This window comes from Pseudomonas sp. UBA7530, assembly GCF_002479365.1.
GTDB lineage: Bacteria > Pseudomonadota > Gammaproteobacteria > Pseudomonadales > Pseudomonadaceae > Aquipseudomonas.
This window is the reverse complement of record NZ_DLMS01000003.1, coordinates 290563-311922: the sequence shown is the minus strand read 5'-3', so window position 1 is coordinate 311922 and position 21360 is coordinate 290563. Positions and strand designations below refer to the sequence as shown.

Here is a 21360-nt window from a genome sequence, read left to right as displayed (position 1 = left end):
CCGGCATGGGGCCGGTATCAGGAGAAGAACTTATGAGTCATGGATTTGAGGGAGACGGCGCTAGCGCAGTGCTCGCCAGAGAGCTCGGAATATCGGTCGAGGATGTCGATGCGTACGTGAGCTGGGAGGTCAACCAGAGCGATGACGGGCACCCTTACAGCATCCTTGTAACATTTGATCAAGCCACACCAGCAGAGATCAGGGCCGCGGCCGGTGCTGGAGATGGATTCTATGTCCATCTTGGCCTCAACATTTTCGATGAAGAGGAATGACTATCCGCTAGAGCCTGCTCGCTGAACATCTTCAAGCCGATCAAGTCGGTCGGCTTCGCGCTGGCCTTCTCGGTAGAGCTGCTGCGCCACGTTTTCGGATGGCGTGAAATCGTGGCGCGGGACTTCAAGAAGGCGCCGCGCGCCATCAGGCCCGAGAGCGTGGGCGTTGATGATCATGGTTTGCAGGCATTCGACCATCTGGGCGAAGCCGCCCCAGGTCATCAGGTCGCGCAGCATGGCCAGGATGCCTGGCCGCACGCGGTGGCGTAGCTCGACCTCGCCGGCCTCCGCACGCCGACGCGCCGTGTCGGCGTCACGATCCTTTTGGGGCTTGGCCATAGGGCACTCCGGGTTCGATGCCATGCCGTTTGCAGAGCTTGTAGGTTTGCGGGTAGGAGAGGCCTGCCGCTTCGGCGAGCCCTTTCAGGGTCGAGTGTGCCGGCGCCAGTTCTTTCAGGCGCGCTGCGGCGTTGCGGCGCGGAAGCGTGGCGAAGGTCAGGCCGTAATCCGAACGCAGGCGCTCGAGCACGCTGCGGCTCACGCCGAGCTGCCGGGCTGCCTCGGTGATATTCAGGTGGGTCAGCGCGCTAGCCTTCTCCAGTAGCGCTGGGGTGCGCTCTACGCTGGCGGGCTGCTGGATGCGCTTTGGCGGGATGAACTTCTCCCGCGCTTGCTGCCTGGCGAAGCGCCGAGGGTGCTTGAGCGGGTCGAGCTGGGCGGCACAGCCAAGGACGGCCTGCTGCTCAGCATGGGAGCGGAAGTGCGGTGTAGGGGTCATGGCTGCGCCCTCAGTGTTGCAGTTGCAGGCCGAGCTCCAGGCGGGTGGCCAGTTCGGCGGCTTCATGCTGGCTCTGACGCCAGGCCAGCAGGCGCCCGGTGTCGGCATCCAGTACTTGCCAGTCACTGCCGCAGGCATAGAGCTTGGTGGCGCGGGGCGCTGGCTGCCGGGTGCGCACCTCGGCTGCCATGCGGGCTTGATTGGTTTGGCGCAGCGCGTCGAGCAGTTCGGCGATGGCTGCGCGGGCTTTGGTGAGTGCGTTCATGGTGCACCTCGCTTGCGGTAGGTCTGGGTAAGGGCTGCGTTGACGGTATAGCCGCGCCGCAACAGCAGGCGGGCTAGCTGGGCGCGGTCGTGATGGCTTGCGGTGGCTTGGCCGAGCAGGCCGAAGTAGCTATTGGCAGTGGCCAGCAGCTCGTCGTCAGGTGCGACGGCGATGCGCCGCTGCGCTTCGGCAACCGTCTTGCGCCGCGTGCTGCGGCGCCATGGCTTGATCACCTGGCCAACGAAGTCGATGCCGCGCGCAACGGGCTGCAGGATGGTCTTCGTTGGGTTGAGGCGTGCGCCCAGCGTCGGCAGAAAGGCTTCTATCTCTGCGAGCCAAGCGTTGAGCTGCTGCGGTGATTCGTGCAGCAGCACGAAGTCGTCCACGTACCTGATGTAGTGGCGCGCCTTGAGCTCGTGTTTGACGAACTGATCCAGGGCGTTCAGGTAAACGTTGGCGAAGAACTGCGATGACAGGTTGCCGATGGGCAGCCCGAGGTGTGCCGGCTGAGCGGTCAGGCGCTTGTGCTGGGGAACCCGGTTCAGCAGGTGAATCGGGCAGCGCATGCTGACGTTCTCGCGCGGGTCGTGCCACAGGATCTGCAGTGCCAGGCGCCGCCACCAAGGCTCGTCGATCAGCCGGCGCATCTGGCGATCCAGTACGCGCTTGTCGATGGCGACGAAAAAATTAGCCAGGTCCGCCTTCAGATAGTGGCAGGGCCGCGACCAGTTCTGTGTCGCGCTGCGCACCTTGGCCTCCAGCCGCTTGGCGGCGTACAGGGTGCCCCGGCCGGGAATGCAGGCGCAGCTGTCGGCGATGAATGTTGCCTCGATGCCGGCGCCGATCTGGTTGTACAGCAGGTGGTGCACGATGCGGTCGCGGAAGTCGGCGGCCCACACCTCGCGCGCTTTTGGCCGGGTGACCACGAAGCATATCGAGCGCCCCGGCTGGTAGGTGCCGGTCAGTAGCTCGTCGTGAAGGTCGAGCAGGTTGGTCTCCATGTTCAGCTCGAACTGCCGCGCGCTGTTGGTGTTGCGCTTGTTGCGTCGGCAGTCGTAGTAGGCCTGCACCAACTGCTCGAAGGTGAAGGGTGCAACCGTTGTATCTGCGGACGAGGCGCGCGGGGCGCTCGTTGTTCTTGTCGTTGTTGTTCTGCCAGCCATCCTCGAAGTCCATGTTGTAGGCGTTGTTGGCGGAATACTGCGACCTGCCGTGCTATCGACATCGCCCGGGCGATTGCTCAACCGGGAAACTGCGCGAGACCAGCCCGAACCTTTAGATCGGCGGTATCTCTGCTGCGCTTGTCGGTGGCCGGGTGGCCAGCGGCACGACCAGATTCAGCGCGCAGGCATGAGGGCCGTAACCCTCATGCAACGGGCGCGGTTGCGGTGATGCTCTTTTTCCAGGCGTTGGCCTGGCGGCCGATGCTGGCGGTTGCCTGCATGGTCTTGGCGTGCTGCCCCTTGGCGATCACGCCCTGGTTGGTGAGGGCGCGCAGCAGGTAGTTGATCATCCAGATGCTTTCGAGCAGCTGGTTGAGGTGGGGCAGCTTGTCGCGCGCCATGTTTGCGCGACCGATAAGCACCATGACTTGCAGGCACTCATCGCGAAGTTTGGCGCCGACCACTTGCTTGAGGTCGCGCGGGATGTTGCGCACGAGATTCAGGATGATGCCGAGCAGTTCTTCGGCGACCTTGTGAATCTGCAGCTCCGTGTGCATGGCCATCCTGGCCTCCTTGTGTTTGGTGTGCAGGTGGCCGGCGCTGCCCGGCATGCTTCTGGTCTGGCTGGCCTCTCCAGCCCCGGAATCACCTGCAGTGAAGGGAAGGAATGAATCAGTGGATCAGCGGATGATGGGAATCCGGCGGACGAGGCGCGCGGGGCGCTCGAGGTCCTTGCCGACGCTGCCCTGCCAGCCACCCTCGAAGTCCATGGTGTAGGCGTGGTAGGCGGAATACTGCGAGCTGGTCCAATAGCGGACGTCTTCGCGCAGGTCCGTCACAAGCCCCATCTGCTTGGCGTACATGAGCAGATGACACTCGGCGGCCGAGGGGATGTAGGCGCCGGCTTCCAGCGCCTTGTTGGCCAGTGCGCTGCCAGCCTCCGCCATGGCCTTGGTGTTGGCGAAGCCGTCGCCGTGGTTCGTCTCGACCTCCTGATCGCGCTTGCCCCATGCGCCCTCGATTTCGGCGGTCTCGCCGAGATCGATCAAGGCGAACTCGGCGCCGCCGATCCAGTGGCGGGCGAAGACCACGCAGCCATCGATGCGGTCGCCGATCTTGAGCGTGGGTTCGGCGGCGATGGTTTCGAGGGTGCCTTCGATCTGGATCGGCTTGGCCGCTGCGATCTCCGGGCACAGGTACTGCAGGAGCTGCAGTGCGAGGAATGGCTTGTTGGTATGCAGCGACGACTCACCGACGCTGAGCGAAATTTCCTGGGACATGGGATGCCCTCCGATGGGAATCAGTGAAGGAATGAATCAGCGAATGACGGGAATCTTGCGGACGAGGCGCGCGGGGCGCTCGCTGACCTTGCCGCTGAGGTCCTGCCAGCCACCCTCGAAGTCCACGCAGTAGGCGTAGTCGGCGGAATACTGCGAGCTGGACCAGTAGAAGCGATCCTCGCGAAGGTGTTCGATTACGCCGGTTTCCTTGGCGTGCATCAGCAGATGACACTCCAGCGCGGACGGGATGAAGGCGCCTGCCTCCAGCGCCTGAATGGCGATGGTGCTACCGGCTTCAGCCATGGCGCGGGTGTTCTTCTCGCCGTCACCGTGGGTGGTTTCGACGTCCTGGCCGTACTCGCCCCAGGCGCCCTGGATCTCGGCGCCTGCGCCCAGGTCGATCAGCGCGAACTCGACACCGGCCAGCATGTACAGGGTGATCAGTTTGCCGCCGGCCAGTTCGGCGCCGATGGCGGGAATGACGTCGGCGTGGATGCTCTCTTGAATGGACATGTTGTGCTCTCCGAAACGATCAATGAATGAGCGAATTACTCAATGATGAGAATCCGGCGGACGAGGCGCGCGGGGCGCTCGAGGTTCTTGTCGTCGTAGCCCTGCCAGCCATCCTCGAAGTCCACGCTGCAGGCGAGGTAGGCGGAATACTGCGTGCTCGACCACCGCCAGCCCGTCAGGTCGCTGCCTGGGTTTTCCTTGTGGTAGGCCAGCAGCAGGGACTGCTCGAGATAGGAGGGGATGTAGTCGCCGGTCTCGCGATTGATCTTCAGGGCGACAGGGCTGCCAGCGGCGATCATGGCGTCAGTGTTGGCCTGTCCGTCGATGAAGCTGTTGGCGCCCTCGATGAGCTCACCGTACTCGCCCCATTCGCCAGACACCTCGCTTGCCTTGTCCAGGAAGGCGAGGGCGAACAGCTGGTCGCCGATGAAGTGCTTGGCGAAGAAGGTGCCGCCAATGAGCGGATGGCCGATAGCCGGGAGGTCACCGGCATTGATGTTTTGCAGTGTGGTCATGGGTGATGCTCCGGGTGGTGGACTGGTTATGCCGTCAGCTCGACTTCATCGACCTTGCGAACGACGCGGGACTGGCTGTAGGTGCGCGGCACGTTGGGGCGCCGCACGACTGGGGATTGGTGGCCGTGGCCAACGCCGAGCATCAGCATCAGGGCGAGCGGGGCGAGAATGCCGCGCTTCATGGCCTCGACGACCAAGGCGCGCACGCTGCGCTGCATGCCGAGCTTGAAGCGGGCATCGTCGAGGCGCTGCTGCACGCTGCGCGGGCTGATGCCCAGCTCGCGCGCGGCTTCCTTGGTGGTGCGGTCGTTGGCGGATAGGGCGAGCACTTCCGCCTGTTTCGCGGTGATGCCCCGCAGGCTGATCCGCCAGCCTGCGAACTCGATGGTTGGGTGCATGGTGGTCTTCCTTGGGGTGTTCGAGGTCAACGGGAATTCCCGTTGACCAGCTATTAGTGGCCTGCGGCCAGCTCACCACTGCCCAGGTGACGGGCTTTGCGCTAGGCTGAGCGCTCTCACACAACACAGCCTGCAAAGGAGGGCGGAACCGTGGCGGTTTCCGTAATTGCAAAATTCATCGCGGATGAGTGGTTCAAGATCATGGCGATCCTGTGTTTTCTCGTGCTGATTGCAGGGCTCACGATGGAGCTAAAAGTCGACAACCTTGTGGTTGTTTTGGCATCACTGGCCGGCGTGTTCTACGGCCTCGCCGAGATGGCTTTCAGGCCATATCGGGAGGAGATAGTCAGGAACCCGTTTCACGGCGGCTATGCGAAATTGAGTGGCCGACCAAGGCGTATCAATGCTTCTGGCTGCATGCTGACGGCTATTGCCTTTGCATGGATGTGCGCTGCCATCTGGCGCGGCTGGGTGGTGTTCGCGCCGCCTATCTGACTTCCCGATGCCCACCCGCTGGATGGGCATAAGGAAATCTTTCTATCTGCCACCCGCAGCTGCTGGCTTGTTGGGTGGTTGTCTCGTCTGGCTGTCAGTTCAGGGTTACTCGCCACCCTGGCAGGCATTCCATCTCGCTTATCCGCTTTGCCGGTGGATCTCCTTCATCTCAGGCACCCAGCAGGGAGCGGACTTTGCGCGTCTCGGTTGGCGCTGATTCCAGATGCATCAGCACGCCGATCCGGCCTGGTGACCAGAGCCAGGCTTGGGCGGGTTCTCCCGCAATAGCAGTCGTGTTTTGCCTCCGTCGCTCAAGGCGCTTGCGCGCTTTGTCGGGACTGCGGAGGGTTTCGGCATTGTTAAAGAGCGGTGGCCTTGCGGCCTCGGCGCGGTGTTCTGCGCTTCGATGGATTTAAGATAAGCCAATGCCTAATCCCTGTAAATAGCCAATGCCTAATTATTTCGGTGAAAAGTAACTATTGCCTAATCTGTCGGCGAATAAATACTGTATGTTCATACAGCAAAAGGAGGTTGTCATGGCAGGGCAGAAAGGGCGTAAGCAGGCCGCGGCGCCGGCAGCGATGACGGGCGTGGAGCGCCTTGGACTGAGGGTTTCGGCGATGATTGGATCGCCGAAGGCTCAGCTGGAGAGGAGGGCCGTGATTCACCGGCTGGACACCGACACCGATGAAGCGTGGGAGGCGATCATGGAGCTGCTAGCCGAAACGGACGGCCTGGCGCTTGTGTTCGACGATGAAGGGGATGTGATTGTGACGTGGGAGAAAGGGGAGGAGGATGAACCGAGCGACGCGAGCGAGCGTTCGGACCCCATAGAGGAAGAGGCTCCGTTCTAACGTCGGCCTTCCGCACCGCTGCCAGGCCTGACTTGTGATCAGGCCTTCCGGGCGCACAGCCCGTTCGGATAAGGTCAGTCGCGACCTGGCGCTGCGGCATATCCAGGCGAACCTATAGTCGGTTCCTACGTCTCAGCTATAGTGGTGACAGGCGCCACGAATTTGAAACCTCTCAATTCGTGGCGCGGATTTCAGTTGACTTATGTGGCAACGAAACCATAATCGCCATCCGGGGTTATCTGTGGATAACTCTGAGCATCAGATTAGGAGGTTCTGCATCATGTCTAACAACCCGTTCGTTCTTCGCTGCTACGCCGAGAAGAAGGATGGTTTTTGGATCGCTGCGTGCCCTCAGTTCACTCTGGCTGCGCAAGGCGATACCTTCGAGGAAGCCAAGCAGAAGCTGGAAGGGCAGATAAAGTCCTATGTGACCGAAGCCCTGACCATTGATCGCGAGCACGCAGCGGAACTGCTGGGCCGTAGGGCTCCGCTTTCCATGCGCATCGGCTACCACCTCAAAGCCTTCGCCTGGGCGATCTCGCGCCACCGCCGCGCGAAGAGCAAAGTCCGCTTCTTCAACGAGCCGACCCTGCAATACGTTTGCTAAGGACTGTGAATGGGCTTTGGGCGCCACCGCCCTCTCACCTATCGAGAGGTTACCGCTGTCCTGAAAAAGCTCGGGTTCCGGTTTCGTAATCAGGAGGGCAGCCATGAGCAGTGGGTCAACGACGGCAACCCTTTTCGCAAGGTAACGGTGGACAAGCCAAAAGCCCCGTTTCATGGCGACCTGATCAAGTACATGTGCTTGCAGGCCGGCGTCAGTAAGAAAGAGTTCTATAAGTTAGTTGACTAAGCCAAGCCCCGCCTTCGAGCGGGGCTTTTGCATTCCAGTGCAAACGATTGCACGCCGCTCTCACCGCCTCGGCAATTCAGACGCGTTTGGCGTTCCAGACGAGCAGGATCCGACCCTGGATATAGGTTTCATCAATCCTAATCTTCTGCGGTGGGTAGTCAGGATTGGCTGACAGCATGTTGAAGTGCTCAGCGTCGAGCATCTGCAGCGTCTTGATGTAGAACAGCCCCTGCCAGGCAAATGCGTAGACCCCATCACCGGAGAACTCGCGGATGCTCGCGTCCACGATCAAGGGGTCGAGGTGATTGATTTTCGGCGACATCGACTCACCAGACCCGCTAATGAGCTTCAAATGGCTTGGGTCTGAGTAGGTGACCCCCATCTCCCGCAGATGCCGCTGACTGACCGTGATGTCTTTGAACATCTCAGGGAAGTCGTGCACCAGCTTTCCGCCACCCATGGCGCCCTGGACGTCGTAATGGGCGATGCGGATCTCGTCGCCCACGAGCGGACGGCGGGAGAAGTCGGCGGTGATGACGTTGCCACTTTTTGCCAGGGGCTGCTCTACGTCGTCTTGCGCCGCTGCGGCAATGATTTTTTGCCGGCTCTCATGGGAAAGACTTTTGCCGTGTTTCTCCAGCATTTTCAGCATGGCATCGAAAGCTGAGGATGCCTGGCTGATGTTCTCCTCAGGAGAGGAAGCGACCTTCAACAGCTCGGCATCATCTGACGTCAGCCCCCAATGATCAGGGCCGACCACGTCCGAAAAGTAGCGGATGACCTCAATCAGCTTTGACTTATCGATGCGACCCGTTGCGACCCATCCATTCACTGAGGGCGCGGAGATTTTGAACACCTTGGCAAGGGCATTCTTGGGGATGTTCTTCTTGATTCGGGCGGCCTCGATGGCGGCGCCAAGTTCTGATCCTGTAAGCATTGCCTAATATGGCCTTGAATAGCATTGGTTAGGCAATGGCTTGCCTGTTGGTTAGCTAATGCCTTATCTTGTTCTCCGTACCAACCGGAGAACCGTCCACATGAAACCCACCGAAGCCATGAAAAGGGCTTGCGAGATCGTCGGCAGCAAATCTGCCTTGGCGAAGCTTTTGTCCGTGCGCGCTCCGACGATCAGTCAGTGGTGCTCCGGTTCTCGCCCGGTCCCGCCTGAGCGTGCGCTCCAGATCGAGAAAGTCTGCAAAGGGTGCGTTCTTCGCAGCGACCTTTGCCCGGACTTTCCCTGGGAGGCCGCGGCCGTCTAACCACACCTCACATCCTACCGATCCCGCCCCCGCGCCGTAATCCGTTCGGTTGCGGTGTTTATCCATCCAGTAACTGGAGAACCCTATGAGCGAACCAGAGCAAAACCTCACACCTGCCGAGCGCGATATCGCCATTGAGGTATTTCAGAAAACGTTTCCGATTCTGGTTCAGCGATTCCTTCCCAATGAAATCGAGGCCGCGGCGCAGAAGAGCGCCGCAGCTATTGCTGCCGGGCTTATTGAGCTCCGGGAAGTGTCCGGTAGTAAGCCGTGAGCTGGGAATGAACGTCGATCAGGGCTTTTGCTACCGAGTCGGATCGGTTTGGCGATTGGATGAGTCCGTGCTCGCCACTTCCGAAGGCGCCCGAGTTCACGAGCGCGAGAAGAACTTCTTGGGCTGCCATTTCAGGGTTGGCGGACGGGGGATAGGTAGCGGTTTGAGTCATGTCGGGCCTCCTGGCCTTCGTTTCGTGTGGAAGCAAAACGATAGCACGGAGCGCCCGGCGCCAATCTGAAGGCACAAAAAAGCCCGCATGCAGGCGGGCTCGTTCGTTACAGCTAGGAGAACTGATTATGCACACCCATCGAGCGCGCTGCAAACCCGCTGCGCCACGATTTACGCACGCTGAAAACGTGGCGCGCAAATCCATCCAGGGCAGGGCATAGCCATGGCCGGTGATTGGATCAAATTCGAACTGACAACGCTGGACAAACCCGAGGTTTGCCAGATTGCTGACCTCGCGGACATCGACCCCGATGCGGTAGTCGGCAAGCTGCTGCGCGTATGGGGTTGGTTCGACCAGCAGACCGAAGCCGGTAACGCTCCGAGCGTTACCAAAAAGTTACTAGATCGATCAGTCGGCGTTAGCGGCTTCTGCGATCACATGATTTCGGTCGGCTGGCTGCTGGAGGATGGCGGGGTGATCAGCATCCCGAATTTCGACAGGCATAACGGCAAAACCGCCAAGAATCGCTCTCTCACGGCATTGCGTGTGGCCAGCCACAAGAAGGGAAACGCAAAAGGTAACGCTACGAGCGTTACCGAGCCGTTAGCAAGTGCGTTACCTAGAGAAGAGAAGAGAAGAGATATACAACAACAACAGGGCGCGGGCGCTGTTGCGAGCATCGAGGCCCGTCAACGCTTCGAGATGTTCGAGGGCTGGGCGCCAGATGACGTCAGCCTGGCGACCCATCTGCGGATGATGGGTGTTGCCGCTGAAGACGTGACGCCCACCGCTATCGCCGAGTTCGTCTCGTACTGGCTGACTCGTGAAACGGCGAACAATCAGGGCGGCTGGTGCCGTGAGCTGGTCGCCTCGATCAAGCGCACGGGCGTTCGCGCCGCCGCCAACCAATCCGCCCGTCCAGGGCGCACCAGCCTGCATACCGGGCTGGCCGATCAAGATCCGCAAGCAGGCCTGGAGGCCAATTCTGATGGAACGTTCAGGCTCTAACACCCTGGGCGCGAGTTTGGCGCGCCTGCAGCATTCCGCCGGTATCACCGGTACTCGTTCGGCGAAGTGCCAAACCCATGGCGATTACATCGCGACCGTGCTGCGTGATGACCAGTTGTCAGGCTGCCCTTCGTGCTCGTTCGAGCGCCAGGCTCAGCAGGAGGCCGCCGAGCGCAGCGAGCAGCAGCGGCAGGCGGTGGCTGCGCGGCTTGAGCGACAGCTTGGGCAGGCGCTTATCCCGCTGCGCTTCAAGGGCAAGACCTTCGAGAACTACCGCGCAGTTACGCCGGCCCAGCGGGTGGCGCTGGATACCTGTCGTGCCTATGCCGTGAACTTCCCCGAGGCGAAGGCTGCAGGGCGATGCCTGATGCTACTGGGGCACGTTGGCAACGGTAAGACGCATCTGGCGGCCGCCATCGCGGCGCTGGTGGTGGAGCAGCACCGCTGCAACGTGCTTTACACGACCGTTTCGCGGGTGTGCCAGCAGGTGAAGTCGAGCTACGGCAAGGACGCGACTCAATCCGAACGCGAGGCGCTGGAGATCTTCCGGGCGCCGGAGCTGCTGATTCTCGATGAGGTGGGCGCCAGTTACGGGACTGACTTCGAGCGAATGGTGATGTTCGAGGTGGTGAACGCCCGTTACGAGGAGATGAAGCCAACCATCGTGATCTCGAACCTGTTCGCCCAAGGCCTGGCCAGTGCGCTGGGGGATCGCACCGTTGACCGCCTGCGCGAGGGTGACGGGGTGGTGGTGTTGTTCAACTGGGTGAGTGCACGCCGGGAGCTGCCCGATGAGTGAGCCGGCCGTCAACGTATCCGCATACCGCTTCGCGCTGTATTCCGGCGCCGAGCGCCTCGGCTTGGCTGCTGAGCGTGGGCAGGCCGTCGCGCTGTTCGCGGATGAGGCAACCGCCCGCGCCCATGGCAGGCGCCTTTACGGGGAGTTTGCCGAGGTGGTCGAGCTGGGCGAAGGCGAGGCGTCGCGGCCATGAGTCGGCTTGGCTGGGAGCCGAAGAAGGACCGCGACGGCCGGGAGATTCCGGGCTGCTGGATCACTGCGGCCGGCTACGTGGTGGCGGCGTATCAGGTTGATGCTGAGCAGGTGTTTGCGGTGACGGCGCCGGGTGGCGGCGCTGCCATGGCTTACCGGCGTACGCGCCAGGGCGCAGTTGAGGCGCTGCGCCTGCACATGGCCGGTAAGCCGGTCGAGAAGTTCGAGGGGGGAGAGTGATGGCGAGCAAGAAGACGAATCTGCGCACGGTCGGTGACGTGGTGCTCTGGTGGCTGGAGCGGCTGATGGCGGACAACGAGCGCTCGAGCAAGTACCGGAGCTCCATGCGCTCGGTGATACAGCGGCATGTGATCCCGCGCGCCGGCAAGGTGCTGGTGCGCAAGGTCGGCCGGGTGACCCTGGATGACCGGTTGATCTGGCCGATGCACAACGAGGGGCTGAAGCCGCGCACGGTGCAGAAGGCGGTGCAGGGGCTGCGTCAGGCGTTCGCGATGGCAGAGAAGGGCGGCCACATCACCACGAACCCCATGGCCGGCATCACCTTCCGCAACTTCTACAGCGGCAAGCTGCGACCGAAGCCGGCGGCGCTGTCGCGTATCGATCTGCCTGCCTTGGTGCGGCATCTGGTTGAGGTGTTCAACGATGACCCCGCACGCGGGATGCTGCCGCTGTTGATGCTGGCCTACGGCACGCGCATCACTGAAACGCTGCTGACGCGCTGGGCTCGGTTCTCGCTGGATGAGCGGGTGTGGTTCATCAGTGCCGCCGACCAGAAGTCGCGCCGAGAGCACCTGCTGCCGATCACGCCGCAGATCATCGGCCTGGTGACCCGCTACCGCGCCGCGCTGCCGGAAGCCCGCCTGCGTGCCGTGTGGATGTTCGCGGTGCGGGGTGGCAACCGGATGGCGGACACGAGCGCCCATGCGTTGATCCGCGAGATCAGCGAGCGGCAATGGACGAGCCATGACTTGCGCAAGCTGATGCGCTCCAGCCTGTCGGATATCGGCATCGACTACATGGTGGCCGAACACTTGATCAACCACAGCCTCGGCACGACCGCCGAGACCTACCTGAGCAAAGACGAGATGGATCGCCGCCGCGATGCCGTCCAGCGCTGGCACGCCCGCCTCGATGAGTGCGGTTTTGCCGATGCGCACGGCGTGAATGTGGCCGCTCCTGCACTTCTACAAAACCCCGCCAAGCCACTGGTAGCGGGCGATTCCGCAGATTCCTGCGCTTCTATGGGGAGAGGATGAAAATGGCCATGAACTACTCCAGCACACTGAGCGCCGTGGTGTCCGCCCTGGCTGCCGAGTGCATCGACAACACCTCTAAACAGGCCTGGCAGCGTCGCATTGGTGAGGGCGAAGGGCGCCCCGGTAATGGCCCGGCCGGGGTTGATCGTGTTGAGCTGGATTGCTGGGTGCATGGGCGCCTGCACAGTCAACTGATCCCGCGCCACTGGCATGCCCTGGTGGCCAAGTACAGCACCCACAAGGCCCGCAAGGTCGAGGCTATCTCGGCGTTGCGTGCATTGGTGGCGACTCCGGCGCCCGCGCTGTTCCTGTACAAGGCCGTTACCGCCTGGGCAATCCCGAAGCTGAAGGGTGTTCAGGTCGCCGCCGCCAAGACGGTGACCGTCGAGGTTCCAGTGCAGGCGTCTGCTGGTAAGCAGGCCAAGATCGTGGCCGCAGCCGTCGAGGCTGCTCGGGTCAAGGCGAAGCGTGAGGAGGCTCGGTCGAGCGGTGCCATAGTGCTGCCCGCCGCCTTCTACGACATGAACACCTGGGACCCCGATGCAAGCCCAGAGTCGACGCGCCGCGAGTGGCGCCGCAACATCGGCAAGGTGCTGGACGAGATGGTTGGTGAAGCGTTGCAGGAGGCTGAGCGCATCCTGCTGGCCGAAGGCGTCCTGCTTTCGGATGCTGCCTGAAGGGTGTTGACACGCGGCCATCGAGCCATCACTATTAATCCCATCCTGCCGATCTTGCGCGTTAAGGATCGACAGACAGAAAGCCCAGCCACCGAGCTGGGCTTTTTCGTTTCCGGGTTCCGCCCAACTGAATGGAGAAACACGCATGGCAGAGCCGAGCAGCGTTGCGGCGGTTGCCGTGCCTGGTGTTCTTGGCATTGGAGCCGCCGCGCTTATTCCAGGGGTCGACCTCAACGCCGTGATCGGCGCTTGGGCCGGCGCCTTGTTCTTCGTGACCTGGGCGCGTGATCTTTCGATCTGGTCGCGGCTGGCCTATCTGGTGGTCTCCTGGGTCGGTGGTTACTTCGTGGCGGCTGAGTTGATGGGGCGTAGCCTCACCCAGTTCTCGGGCCTGCCTGCTCTGCTCGCTGCTGCCCTGATCGTCACCGTGCTGATCAGTGTGGCCGAGTGGGTGAAGGGCGGGAAGATGCCAAGCTGGATCAGCGCGGCTCTCGGCTGGGCACGCCATGCACTGAGCCGTCCTGGCTCTGGAGGTGGCAATGGGTAGCATCGTCGTAGCAGTCGGCCCCGACTACTGGACGCTCGCAGCTGCCGCGATCTGTGCAGCGATCAGCGCGCGCATCGTGGCCTGGCGTCCCCAGCCTGGCCAGCAATACAAGCTTGGCCAGTCGCTGCTAGCCTGGTTCATGGCTGCCTCTACTGGTGGGTATGCCCTACAGGTCGGGCTGTCGCCGTTCTTCATCGATCCGGTACCCAGGACGCCCCCGATGCTGGTGGCCATCCTGCTGGTGGTCATGGTTCAGGTCTACCGGGCACGCGGCAATGTCGCTGCCTTCTTGCGCGTGGATTGGGATGGTCATTGGAGTGGCGGAGAGCGCCGCCGAGCTTCACGCTGATAGGCGGGGTGAACAATGCGAGGGTCGCTCACCGCCACTGATCTTGATGATGCGCTGGCCAGCCTTCAGGCGCTCGGTCCTGACCTGGCAAACCGTGCACTGGCTGACGCACTGAACCACACGGCCAACCAGACTAAGCCACCACTGCGTGCCTCGATGGAGTCGGTCTTCGATAACCCGTCGCCCTGGGTGCTCAACTCCATCCGGGTCATCAACGCGAGGCCGGACAACCTTGAGGCCATCGTCACCGTGAAGGATGACCTGGGCGGCAAGGGTAGGGGCTTCGATGAATGGTTCAGCCCGCAGGTGTATGGCGGCAACCGACTGATTAAGGGTTCGGAGAAGATGCTGCGAGAGCGCGGCATTCTCCCGGCCGGTAGCTTCATCGTCCCGACCAAGTGGACGCCGCTCGATTCGCGCGGCGGCATTCGCAGGTCGTGGATGACTCAGGTGCTGTCGGGCCTGTCGACCTTCAGCCTCGCAGGGTCCGACCACAACGCAACCCATAGCCGCCGCTCTGTGGCCAAGGGGCACGCCAAGGCGTTCTTCGTGATCAAGCGCGGGAAGCGGCCGATTGGCATTGCTGAGCGCCGAGGCAAGGAGATGCAGGTTGTCCTGCAGTTCACTCGGTCGGCTCCGACTTACCGTGAGCGCTTCGACTTCCACGGGGTTGTACGCAGGGTGGCCGAGAACGATGCGCTGATGGAGACGAACATCGACATTGCGATCACCAAAGCGCTGCAGGGTCGTGCCCCTTCGAACTTCCGGCGTCGCCCCCGTGACGCGACGGGCCGAATCATCCGCTGATGCACCGCCATGGTGCGTCCGTGGTGCGAATGCCGTGCCGCAAAAGTTGGAAAGGTACTCCCGGGGCGGGGGTGCCCTGAGGGTAATTCGAGCCCCGCGCGCCAAATATGTATGACCCATTTCCGGAGGTTGGTTGTTGTTTAGTCATGGCCAAAAACGAAACAACCAGGCAGCCGGGATGGTTGAACAAATCCGAGATGGCGAAATCGCTCGGCATTTCCCCGCAAGCCTTTGATAAATGGGGCGTTGAGCCAGTAGCCAAGATTGGTCGTGAGGCCTTCTTTCGGGTGCAGGATGTGGTGCAAAACCGCATCGAGCACGCAACGCGGAAACAACAACCAGAGGGGGCTGATGGCGAGGCTATCGATCCTCTCGCCGAGCACAAGCTGACACTTGAGCGCATCCGGCTGACAGCTGCCCAGGCTGACGCTCAAGAGAAGAAAAACCGTGTCGCCGAGAAAGAGCTGGTGCCGGTCGCATTCGCCACCTTCGCCCTGGCTCGGATCGCCGCGCAGATCGGCTCCAAGCTGGAAACCGTCTGTAAGACAGTGAGCCGCCGCCACCCTGAACTTGACGCCCGGATCCTTGAGAGCTTCGAGCGGGAGATAGCCATGGCCCGCAACATCGCCGCGCAGTTCGGCGACGACCTACCGGGAATCCTCGATGAGTACCTATCAACCCTGGACACTTGACCTAGCAAAGGCGGTCAAGCTCGGGTTGCAGGCGCTGTACAAGGAACCGCCGATGACGGCGGTCGAGTGGGCGGACAAGCATTTCTACATGTCGGCCGAGTCCTCTTACAACGAGGGCAAGTGGCAGACGGCACCGTTTCAGGTGGCGATCCTTAACGCGATGGGCAACGACCTGATCAAGGTCGTCAACTTCGTGAAGTCGGCGCGGATCGGTTACACCAAGCTGCTGATGGCGAACATCGGCTACAAGATCCAGCACAAGCGCCGCAACGTCATGATGTGGTCGCCGACCGATCCTGACGCCGAGGACATCAGCAAACAGCACGTCAACGGCTTGATTCGTGACGTGCCGGTGTTGCTGGCCCTGGCGCCCTGGTTTGGGCGCAAGCACAGCGACAACACGCTGGACAACAAGGTTTTCTCTAATCGCCGCAACCTCTGGATTCGCGGCGGCAAGGCCGCCCGGAACTACCGGGAGAAGTCGGCCGACGAGGTGATCTACGACGAGCTGTCGAAGTTCGACGCCAACGTCGAGGGCGAAGGCTCGCCGACCTTCCTGGGTGACAAGCGCCTCAATGGTGCGGTCTATCCGAAGTCGACCCGCGGCTCTACGCCAGGTCGGGAAGGCTACTGCCAGATCACCAAGGCGGCTGAGGAATCGCCGATCAGGCTGTGCTTCCATGTGCCGTGCCCGCACTGCCACAAAGAGCAGGTGTTGAAGTGGGGCGGCAAGGATTGCGAGTACGGCCTGAAGTGGGAGAAGAACGAGCGAAACGAGGCGGTTAAAGCCTGGTACAGCTGCGAGCACTGCGCCTGCATCTTCTTACATCAGGATATGGTCGCCGCTCAGTCGGCAGGCCGGTGGATCTGCGAGGCGACTGGCATCTGGACGCGCGATGCGATGGAGTGGTTTGGCCCGGATAACGAGCCGACCAGCACGCCGCGCTCCATTTCGTTCTACTGCTGGGCGATCTACAGCACCTGGGTGACCTGGCTGTCGCTCGTGGATGAATGGCTGGTTGTCGGTACTGACCGGGAAAAGCTGATCACCTTCATCAACACCACGCGCGGCGAGGTGTGGATTGAGGATCAGGGCGAGCGCGTGGAGTGGGAAACCCTCTACGGCCGGCGTGAAATCTACCCGTGCACAGACCGTGTGCCCGAGCAAGTGCTCGGCATTTTCGTTGGCATCGATACCCAGGACGACCGATATGAGGTTCGCCATTGGGGGTTCGGTGTTGGTGAGGAGGCCTGGTTGCTGCGAACCACGATTCTCACCGGCGACCCGGCGAGTGCCGAGCTACGCCGCAAGGTCGGGCTAGAGCTGAACAGGGAGTTCAAACGGCCCGACGGCACGCCGATGCGTGTTGAGCGCGCCTGCTGGGATGCTGGCGGTCACTACTCCGACGAAGTGGCCGAGGAAAGCATCAAGCATGGCGTGCGTTGGGTGGTGCCGATCTTCGGTGCCAGCACCTACGGCAAGCCTATCGCCAACTTCCCGAAGCGCCGCAAGAACAAGATTTACAAGACCGAGGTCGGTACCGACAACGCCAAGGAGTTGATCTACGGCCGCCTCAATATCGAGGTTCCGCAGCCTTGGGTGCCGACGCCCGGTTGCATCCACTTGCCTCTGATCGACTGGTGCGACGAGGACGAGCTGAAGCAGCTCACCGCCGAGCGCAAAAAGCCAGTGATGGTGAAGGGCAAAAGGGAACTCCGGTGGGATTCGGGCGGGCGGCGCAACGAGGCGCTCGACTGCCTAGTGTATGCCCTGGCCGCGCTGCGGATCAGTCAGCAGCGTTTCGGCTTCGACCTCGAAGCTCTGGAGGCTGCCCGCCTGGCTGCTGCCAAGCCGGTTGCCGCCGACGTGATCGAGAAACAGACCCCCAATCAATCCGCGCAGGAGGTGACCAACGCCTTCCTGAGCACAACAGGTGGCAGTCCATGGCTATGAACCTTGAGCAGGCGCGCGCGATTCTGCAGCGCTACGTCGACGCCGAGCAGGAGGTGCTGCTGGGCAAGTCCACTTCGTTCGGTGGTCGCACCCTGACCATGGTCGACCTCGGCGAGATTCGCCGCGGTCGGCAGGAATGGGAGCGCAAGGTGGCAAGCCTTGAGCGTATGGCTGGTGGGCAATCCCGCCCGTACAAGCTGGCGTCCTTCGAATGAACTGGATTGATCGGCTGTTGGCGCCCTTGGCGCCTGGCTTCGTCGCTCAACGCATGCGTCACCAAGCGGTGATTCGTGCGTATGAGGCGGCCAAGCCATCTCGCACCCACAAGGCCAAGGGTGAGGCGCGCTCCGCTGACGCGGCGCTACAGGCTGCTGGCCGCTCGTTGCGCGAGCAGTGCCGGTGGCTGGACGAGAACCACGACATCGTTACCGGCTTGTTCGACCGCCTGGAGGAACGGGTGGTTGGCGGCGCCGGCATCGGTGTTGAACCCCTGGTGCTGACCCTTGCTGGTGATGTGCATCTGGAGTTCAACGCCCAGATCAAGAGCGCATGGGCCGAGTGGTCGTTGCGTCCGGAGACCTCCGGCGAGCTGACCCGCCCGCAGATGGAGCGCCTGGTGGCCCGCACCTGGCTGCGCGATGGCGAAGGCCTCGCGCAAAAGATCATGGGACCAGTGGCCAACTACCGGCACCTGACCCTCGTGCCGTTCGCGCTCGAGCTGCTGGAGCCGGATTACCTGCCGTTTGAGTACAACGACACGGCGAAAGGAATCATCCAGGGCATTGAGCGCGACGCCTGGCGCCGCATCCGTGCCTATCACCTGCTCAAGGCACACCCCGGTGACCTTGGGCACGGAATCTACCAGAGCACCAAGCGCGTCGAGGCCGATCGTGTTATCCACATCGCCAACCGCAAGCGCATCGGTCAGAACCGTGGCGTGCCGCTGCTGCATGCCGCACTGACCCGCCTGGCCGACTTGAAGGACTACGAGGAAAGCGAGCGCATTGCGGCCCGTATCGCGGCGGCGATGGCCTTCTACATCAAGAAGGGCGAGGCGCACGAGTACGACGACAAGAAAGCCCCCGAAAGCAAGCGCGGCTCGTTCCCCATTGCGCCGGGGATGATCTTCGACGACCTGCAGCCAGGTGAAGACCTGGCGATGTTCGAGAGCAATCGGCCGAACCCAATGCTGGAGGGCTACCGCAACGGCATGCTCCGGGCGGTGGCTGCTGCTGGCCGAAGCGCTTATTCGACCATCGCCAGATCCTATGACGGCACCTACTCGGCGCAGCGTCAGGAGCTGGTCGAAGCCCAGCTTGGGTACGACGTCCTGCAGCACGAGTTCATCGACTACTGGTGCCGCCCGGTGTACCGCACCTGGCTGACGCTGGCGGTTGCCTCCGGCGCGCTCAAGCCGCCGGCCGACGTCGACATGCGCACGCTGCTTTCGGCTGTGTACCAAGGCCCGGTCATGCCGTGGATCAACCCGGTGCACGAGGCCACCGCTTGGGAAAGCCTGGTCAAGGCTGGCTTCGCCGATGAGGCCGAAGTGGCCCGCGCTCGTGGCCGCAACCCGCAGGAACTGAAGAAGTCGCGCGCCGCCGAGATCAAGCAGAACCGCGAGTTGGGGCTGGTGTTCAGTTCGGATGCCGCGCACAGCTTGGCCCAGGAAAAGGAAATGAGCGCCGTCGAGGCGATTCAGAAGGCCTATCTGGGCGTCGGCAAGGTGCTGACCAGTGACGAGGCGAGACGCCTGGTCAATCAGTACGGCGCTGATCTGGAGATTCCCGGCCCTGACTTCACCACCGAACCCGACCAAAAAGGAGGCGCCAATGGGCAGCCAACGCAAGATGAGTAGCGCCCTGCTGCTGGCCCCGCTGGCCATGGCTGTAGCGCTGACGAACGAAACCAAGCCGGCCGAGAGCTGGTACAGCATCAGGGCGCTCTCCCGGGGTGTCGCCGAAATCTTGCTCTATGACGAAATCGGCGCCTGGGGCATCACCGCGCAGCAGTTTGCGCGTGAGCTCAAGGCGCTGGGCGATCTGTCGCTGATCAGCCTTCGCATCCATTCCCCTGGCGGGGACGTGTTCGAGGGCACGGCGATCTACAACCTGCTCAAGCATCACCCGGCCCGGGTCGAGGCCCACATCGACGGCCTCGCCGCCTCGATGGCCACCGTCATCGCCATGGCCGCTGACACCATCTACATGCCCGAGAACGCAATGATGATGGTGCATCGCCCCTGGGGCATCCAGGGCGGGGAGGCGGACGACATGCGCCGCTATGCCGACCTGCTGGAAAAGATCGAGGACACCATGGTTGCCGCCTATATGGCCAAGACCGGGAAGTCCCAGGAAGACATCAAGGCACTGCTCAAGGCAGAGACCTGGATGGATGGCCGAGAGGCTGTCGAGGCCGGCTTCGCCGACCAACTCACCGAGCCGCTCGCCGCGGCAGCTCAACTCAACTCGAAACGCATGCAGGAGTTCGCCCACATGCCCGAAGCACTCAAAACCCTGATGCAGCCGCGCGCGTCCGCTCCGACCCCGGCTGCCCCGACCCCTCAACCGACCCCGGCGGCACCCGCTGCCCCGGCCGCTCCGGCTGCAGCTGCGCCCGATGAGGCCGCTGTGCGTGCCCAGATTCAGGCCGCCGAGAGTACCCGCCGTGATGGCATCCGCGCCGTATTCCAGCCGTTCGCCGCTTCCCATGGCGATATGCTGAACGATCTGCTGCTGGATAGCGCTGTGACCATCGAGCAGGCTCAGGCCAAGCTGCTGGCCTCGCTGGCTGGTGGCGCCACCCCGAGTGCCGGCCCGTCCGGTGGCCGGGGTGCGAACGCCCACATCTTCGCCGGCAACGGCAACCTCGTCGGCGATTCTGTCCGTGCTTCCGTCCTGGCTCGCGCCGGCCTCGAGGAGCAGCAGAACGACAACCGCTATAACTTCATGAGCCTGCGCGAGCTGGCTCGCGCCTCCCTGGCGGATCGCGGCATCGGCGTTGCCAGCATGAACCCGATGCAGATGGTCGGCCTGGCCTTCACCCACACCACCAGCGACTTCGGCACCATCCTGATCGATGTGGCCAACCGCTCGATGCTGGCGGGCTGGGAAGAGGCGCTGGAAACCTTCCAGCTCTGGACGAAAAAGGGCTTCCTCTCCGACTTCAAGACCATGCACCGCGTCGGCCTGGGTGAGTTCCCGTCGCTGCGCCAGGTGCGCGAGGGCGCCGAGTACAAGTACGTGACTGTTGGCGGTCGCTCTCAGCCGATTGCCCTGGCCACCTACGGCGAGATTTTCAGCATCACCCGCCAGGTCATCATCAACGATGACATGAACATGCTCACCGACATCCCGCGCAAGATGGGCATGGCGGCCAAGGCCACCATTGGTGATCTGGTTTACGCCATCCTCACCAGCAACCCGGCGCTGTCGGACGGCAAAACGCTGTTCCATGCCGATCACAAGAACCTGCTCACTGGTGGCACCTCGGCGCTGTCCATCGAGTCGCTGAGCAAGGCCAAGACCCAGATGGCCACTCAGAAGACCGAGGTCGAAGGCGGCAAGCCGCGCACCCTTAACATTCGCCCGGCCTTCGTGCTGACCCCGGTCGCGCTCGAAGACAAGGCCAAGCAGATCATCCGCTCGGCCTCGGTGCCGGGTGCGGATTCGAACTCCGGCATTGAAAACCCGATTCGCAACTTCGCCGAGGTGATCGGCGAGCCGCGTCTGGACGATGCGTCGGCTACCGCCTTCTACCTGGCCGCCCGCCAGGGTTCGGACACCATCGAGGTGGCCTACCTCGACGGCAACGAACTGCCCTACATGGAGCAGCAACAGGGCTTCACTGTCGACGGCGTGGCCACCAAGGTGCGCATCGATGCCGGCGTCGCACCGCTGGACTACCGCGGCCTGCAGAAGTCCAACGGCGCCTGATAGGCACCCACCTTGAAAGCCCCGCCCAGAGC

At 62.4% G+C, this 21360-nt stretch carries 31 protein-coding genes; 21 read left to right on the top strand and 10 right to left on the bottom strand.

The window, feature by feature from the left end; genetic code table 11:
- Positions 1-32: 32 nt before the first annotated feature.
- Positions 33-272, top strand: coding sequence for a hypothetical protein (locus B2U07_RS07460; RefSeq protein ID WP_296276635.1), 240 nt, complete (start codon positions 33-35; stop codon positions 270-272).
- Here B2U07_RS07460 and B2U07_RS07455 read toward each other — a convergent pair whose 3' ends face one another.
- The 9 genes from B2U07_RS07455 to B2U07_RS07415 form a co-directional block, all read right to left on the bottom strand.
- The gene (locus B2U07_RS07455) at positions 273-611 is read right to left on the bottom strand and encodes a hypothetical protein (RefSeq protein ID WP_296276633.1); all 339 of its coding nucleotides are present in this window, start codon (positions 609-611) and stop codon (positions 273-275) included.
- Positions 586-1050, bottom strand: a complete 465-nt coding sequence (locus B2U07_RS07450; protein ID WP_296276631.1) for a hypothetical protein — start codon at positions 1048-1050, stop codon at positions 586-588. The genes B2U07_RS07455 and B2U07_RS07450 overlap by 26 nt, the downstream gene beginning before the upstream one ends.
- A gap of 10 nt (positions 1051-1060) precedes the next feature.
- The gene (locus B2U07_RS07445) at positions 1061-1315 is read right to left on the bottom strand and encodes a hypothetical protein (RefSeq protein WP_296276629.1); all 255 of its coding nucleotides are present in this window, start codon (positions 1313-1315) and stop codon (positions 1061-1063) included.
- On the bottom strand, positions 1312-2385 hold the full coding sequence (locus B2U07_RS07440; protein ID WP_296276627.1) for an RNA-directed DNA polymerase: 1074 nt from the start codon (positions 2383-2385) through the stop codon (positions 1312-1314). Before B2U07_RS07440 ends, B2U07_RS07445 begins: the two co-directional genes overlap by 4 nt.
- 296 nt (positions 2386-2681) lie before the next feature.
- Positions 2682-3041 (bottom strand): four helix bundle protein, encoded by a 360-nt coding sequence (locus B2U07_RS07435; protein ID WP_296276625.1) that lies wholly within the window; start codon positions 3039-3041, stop codon positions 2682-2684.
- A 117-nt stretch (positions 3042-3158) separates the two neighbouring features.
- Entirely contained in the window at positions 3159-3758 is a 600-nt protein-coding gene (locus tag B2U07_RS07430) for a hypothetical protein (RefSeq protein WP_296276624.1), read from the bottom strand.
- Positions 3759-3794: 36 nt separating this feature from the next.
- Positions 3795-4271: a hypothetical protein gene (locus tag B2U07_RS07425; RefSeq protein ID WP_296276622.1), complete on the bottom strand. Its 477-nt coding sequence runs from the start codon at positions 4269-4271 to the stop codon at positions 3795-3797.
- A 35-nt stretch (positions 4272-4306) separates the two neighbouring features.
- Complete coding sequence (locus B2U07_RS07420) at positions 4307-4786, bottom strand: hypothetical protein (RefSeq protein WP_296276620.1); 480 nt, start codon at positions 4784-4786, stop codon at positions 4307-4309.
- A 26-nt stretch (positions 4787-4812) separates the two neighbouring features.
- Entirely contained in the window at positions 4813-5184 is a 372-nt protein-coding gene (locus B2U07_RS07415) for a sigma factor-like helix-turn-helix DNA-binding protein (protein WP_296276618.1), read from the bottom strand.
- A 150-nt stretch (positions 5185-5334) separates the two neighbouring features.
- On the opposite strand from B2U07_RS07415, the gene B2U07_RS07410 reads away from it, so the two are divergent.
- From B2U07_RS07410 to B2U07_RS07395, 4 genes are all read left to right on the top strand, one after another.
- On the top strand, positions 5335-5679 hold the full coding sequence (locus B2U07_RS07410; RefSeq protein ID WP_296276615.1) for a hypothetical protein: 345 nt from the start codon (positions 5335-5337) through the stop codon (positions 5677-5679).
- A 536-nt stretch (positions 5680-6215) separates the two neighbouring features.
- A complete protein-coding gene (locus tag B2U07_RS07405; RefSeq protein WP_296276614.1) occupies positions 6216-6533 on the top strand; it encodes a DUF1654 domain-containing protein in 318 nt (105 codons plus the stop codon).
- A gap of 280 nt (positions 6534-6813) precedes the next feature.
- The gene (locus tag B2U07_RS07400; protein ID WP_296276612.1) at positions 6814-7140 is read left to right on the top strand and encodes a type II toxin-antitoxin system HicB family antitoxin; all 327 of its coding nucleotides are present in this window, start codon (positions 6814-6816) and stop codon (positions 7138-7140) included.
- Between the two features lie 9 nt (positions 7141-7149).
- On the top strand, positions 7150-7386 hold the full coding sequence (locus B2U07_RS07395; protein WP_296276610.1) for a type II toxin-antitoxin system HicA family toxin: 237 nt from the start codon (positions 7150-7152) through the stop codon (positions 7384-7386).
- Between the two features lie 76 nt (positions 7387-7462).
- Here B2U07_RS07395 and B2U07_RS07390 read toward each other — a convergent pair whose 3' ends face one another.
- Positions 7463-8323, bottom strand: a complete 861-nt coding sequence (locus B2U07_RS07390; RefSeq protein ID WP_296276607.1) for a S24 family peptidase — start codon at positions 8321-8323, stop codon at positions 7463-7465.
- A 100-nt stretch (positions 8324-8423) separates the two neighbouring features.
- Between B2U07_RS07390 and B2U07_RS07385 the strand changes: the two genes are divergently transcribed.
- From B2U07_RS07385 to B2U07_RS07310, 16 genes are all read left to right on the top strand, one after another.
- The gene (locus tag B2U07_RS07385; RefSeq protein ID WP_296276606.1) at positions 8424-8645 is read left to right on the top strand and encodes a Cro/CI family transcriptional regulator; all 222 of its coding nucleotides are present in this window, start codon (positions 8424-8426) and stop codon (positions 8643-8645) included.
- 85 nt (positions 8646-8730) lie between these two features.
- A complete protein-coding gene (locus B2U07_RS07380; RefSeq protein WP_296276605.1) occupies positions 8731-8919 on the top strand; it encodes a hypothetical protein in 189 nt (62 codons plus the stop codon).
- A 394-nt stretch (positions 8920-9313) separates the two neighbouring features.
- Positions 9314-10099 carry a DnaT-like ssDNA-binding domain-containing protein gene (locus B2U07_RS07375; protein ID WP_296276604.1) on the top strand — a complete coding sequence of 262 codons (786 nt, stop codon included), beginning with the start codon at positions 9314-9316 and terminating at the stop codon, positions 10097-10099.
- Entirely contained in the window at positions 10080-10898 is an 819-nt protein-coding gene (locus B2U07_RS07370; RefSeq protein ID WP_296276602.1) for an ATP-binding protein, read from the top strand. The genes B2U07_RS07375 and B2U07_RS07370 overlap by 20 nt, the downstream gene beginning before the upstream one ends.
- Positions 10891-11091 (top strand): hypothetical protein, encoded by a 201-nt coding sequence (locus B2U07_RS07365; RefSeq protein WP_296276600.1) that lies wholly within the window; start codon positions 10891-10893, stop codon positions 11089-11091. Before B2U07_RS07370 ends, B2U07_RS07365 begins: the two co-directional genes overlap by 8 nt.
- The gene (locus B2U07_RS07360; RefSeq protein WP_296276598.1) at positions 11088-11330 is read left to right on the top strand and encodes a hypothetical protein; all 243 of its coding nucleotides are present in this window, start codon (positions 11088-11090) and stop codon (positions 11328-11330) included. The genes B2U07_RS07365 and B2U07_RS07360 overlap by 4 nt, the downstream gene beginning before the upstream one ends.
- Complete coding sequence (locus B2U07_RS07355) at positions 11330-12367, top strand: tyrosine-type recombinase/integrase (RefSeq protein ID WP_296276596.1); 1038 nt, start codon at positions 11330-11332, stop codon at positions 12365-12367. Before B2U07_RS07360 ends, B2U07_RS07355 begins: the two co-directional genes overlap by 1 nt.
- Positions 12368-12375: 8 nt before the next feature.
- On the top strand, positions 12376-13044 hold the full coding sequence (locus tag B2U07_RS07350; RefSeq protein ID WP_296276593.1) for a hypothetical protein: 669 nt from the start codon (positions 12376-12378) through the stop codon (positions 13042-13044).
- Between the two features lie 145 nt (positions 13045-13189).
- Positions 13190-13591 (top strand): putative holin, encoded by a 402-nt coding sequence (locus tag B2U07_RS07345; protein WP_296276591.1) that lies wholly within the window; start codon positions 13190-13192, stop codon positions 13589-13591.
- Entirely contained in the window at positions 13584-13940 is a 357-nt protein-coding gene (locus B2U07_RS07340; RefSeq protein ID WP_296276590.1) for a phage holin family protein, read from the top strand. Before B2U07_RS07345 ends, B2U07_RS07340 begins: the two co-directional genes overlap by 8 nt.
- 15 nt (positions 13941-13955) lie before the next feature.
- On the top strand, positions 13956-14747 hold the full coding sequence (locus B2U07_RS07335) for a hypothetical protein (protein ID WP_296276588.1): 792 nt from the start codon (positions 13956-13958) through the stop codon (positions 14745-14747).
- A 146-nt stretch (positions 14748-14893) separates the two neighbouring features.
- Positions 14894-15439, top strand: coding sequence for a terminase small subunit (locus B2U07_RS07330; protein ID WP_296276586.1), 546 nt, complete (start codon positions 14894-14896; stop codon positions 15437-15439).
- Entirely contained in the window at positions 15411-17393 is a 1983-nt protein-coding gene (locus B2U07_RS07325; RefSeq protein WP_296276584.1) for a phage terminase large subunit family protein, read from the top strand. The genes B2U07_RS07330 and B2U07_RS07325 overlap by 29 nt, the downstream gene beginning before the upstream one ends.
- The gene (locus B2U07_RS07320; protein ID WP_296276582.1) at positions 17384-17608 is read left to right on the top strand and encodes a hypothetical protein; all 225 of its coding nucleotides are present in this window, start codon (positions 17384-17386) and stop codon (positions 17606-17608) included. Before B2U07_RS07325 ends, B2U07_RS07320 begins: the two co-directional genes overlap by 10 nt.
- Entirely contained in the window at positions 17605-19251 is a 1647-nt protein-coding gene (locus tag B2U07_RS07315; protein WP_296276580.1) for a phage portal protein, read from the top strand. Before B2U07_RS07320 ends, B2U07_RS07315 begins: the two co-directional genes overlap by 4 nt.
- Positions 19226-21328: a ClpP-like prohead protease/major capsid protein fusion protein gene (locus tag B2U07_RS07310; protein ID WP_296276578.1), complete on the top strand. Its 2103-nt coding sequence runs from the start codon at positions 19226-19228 to the stop codon at positions 21326-21328. Before B2U07_RS07315 ends, B2U07_RS07310 begins: the two co-directional genes overlap by 26 nt.
- Positions 21329-21360: the final 32 nt, after the last annotated feature.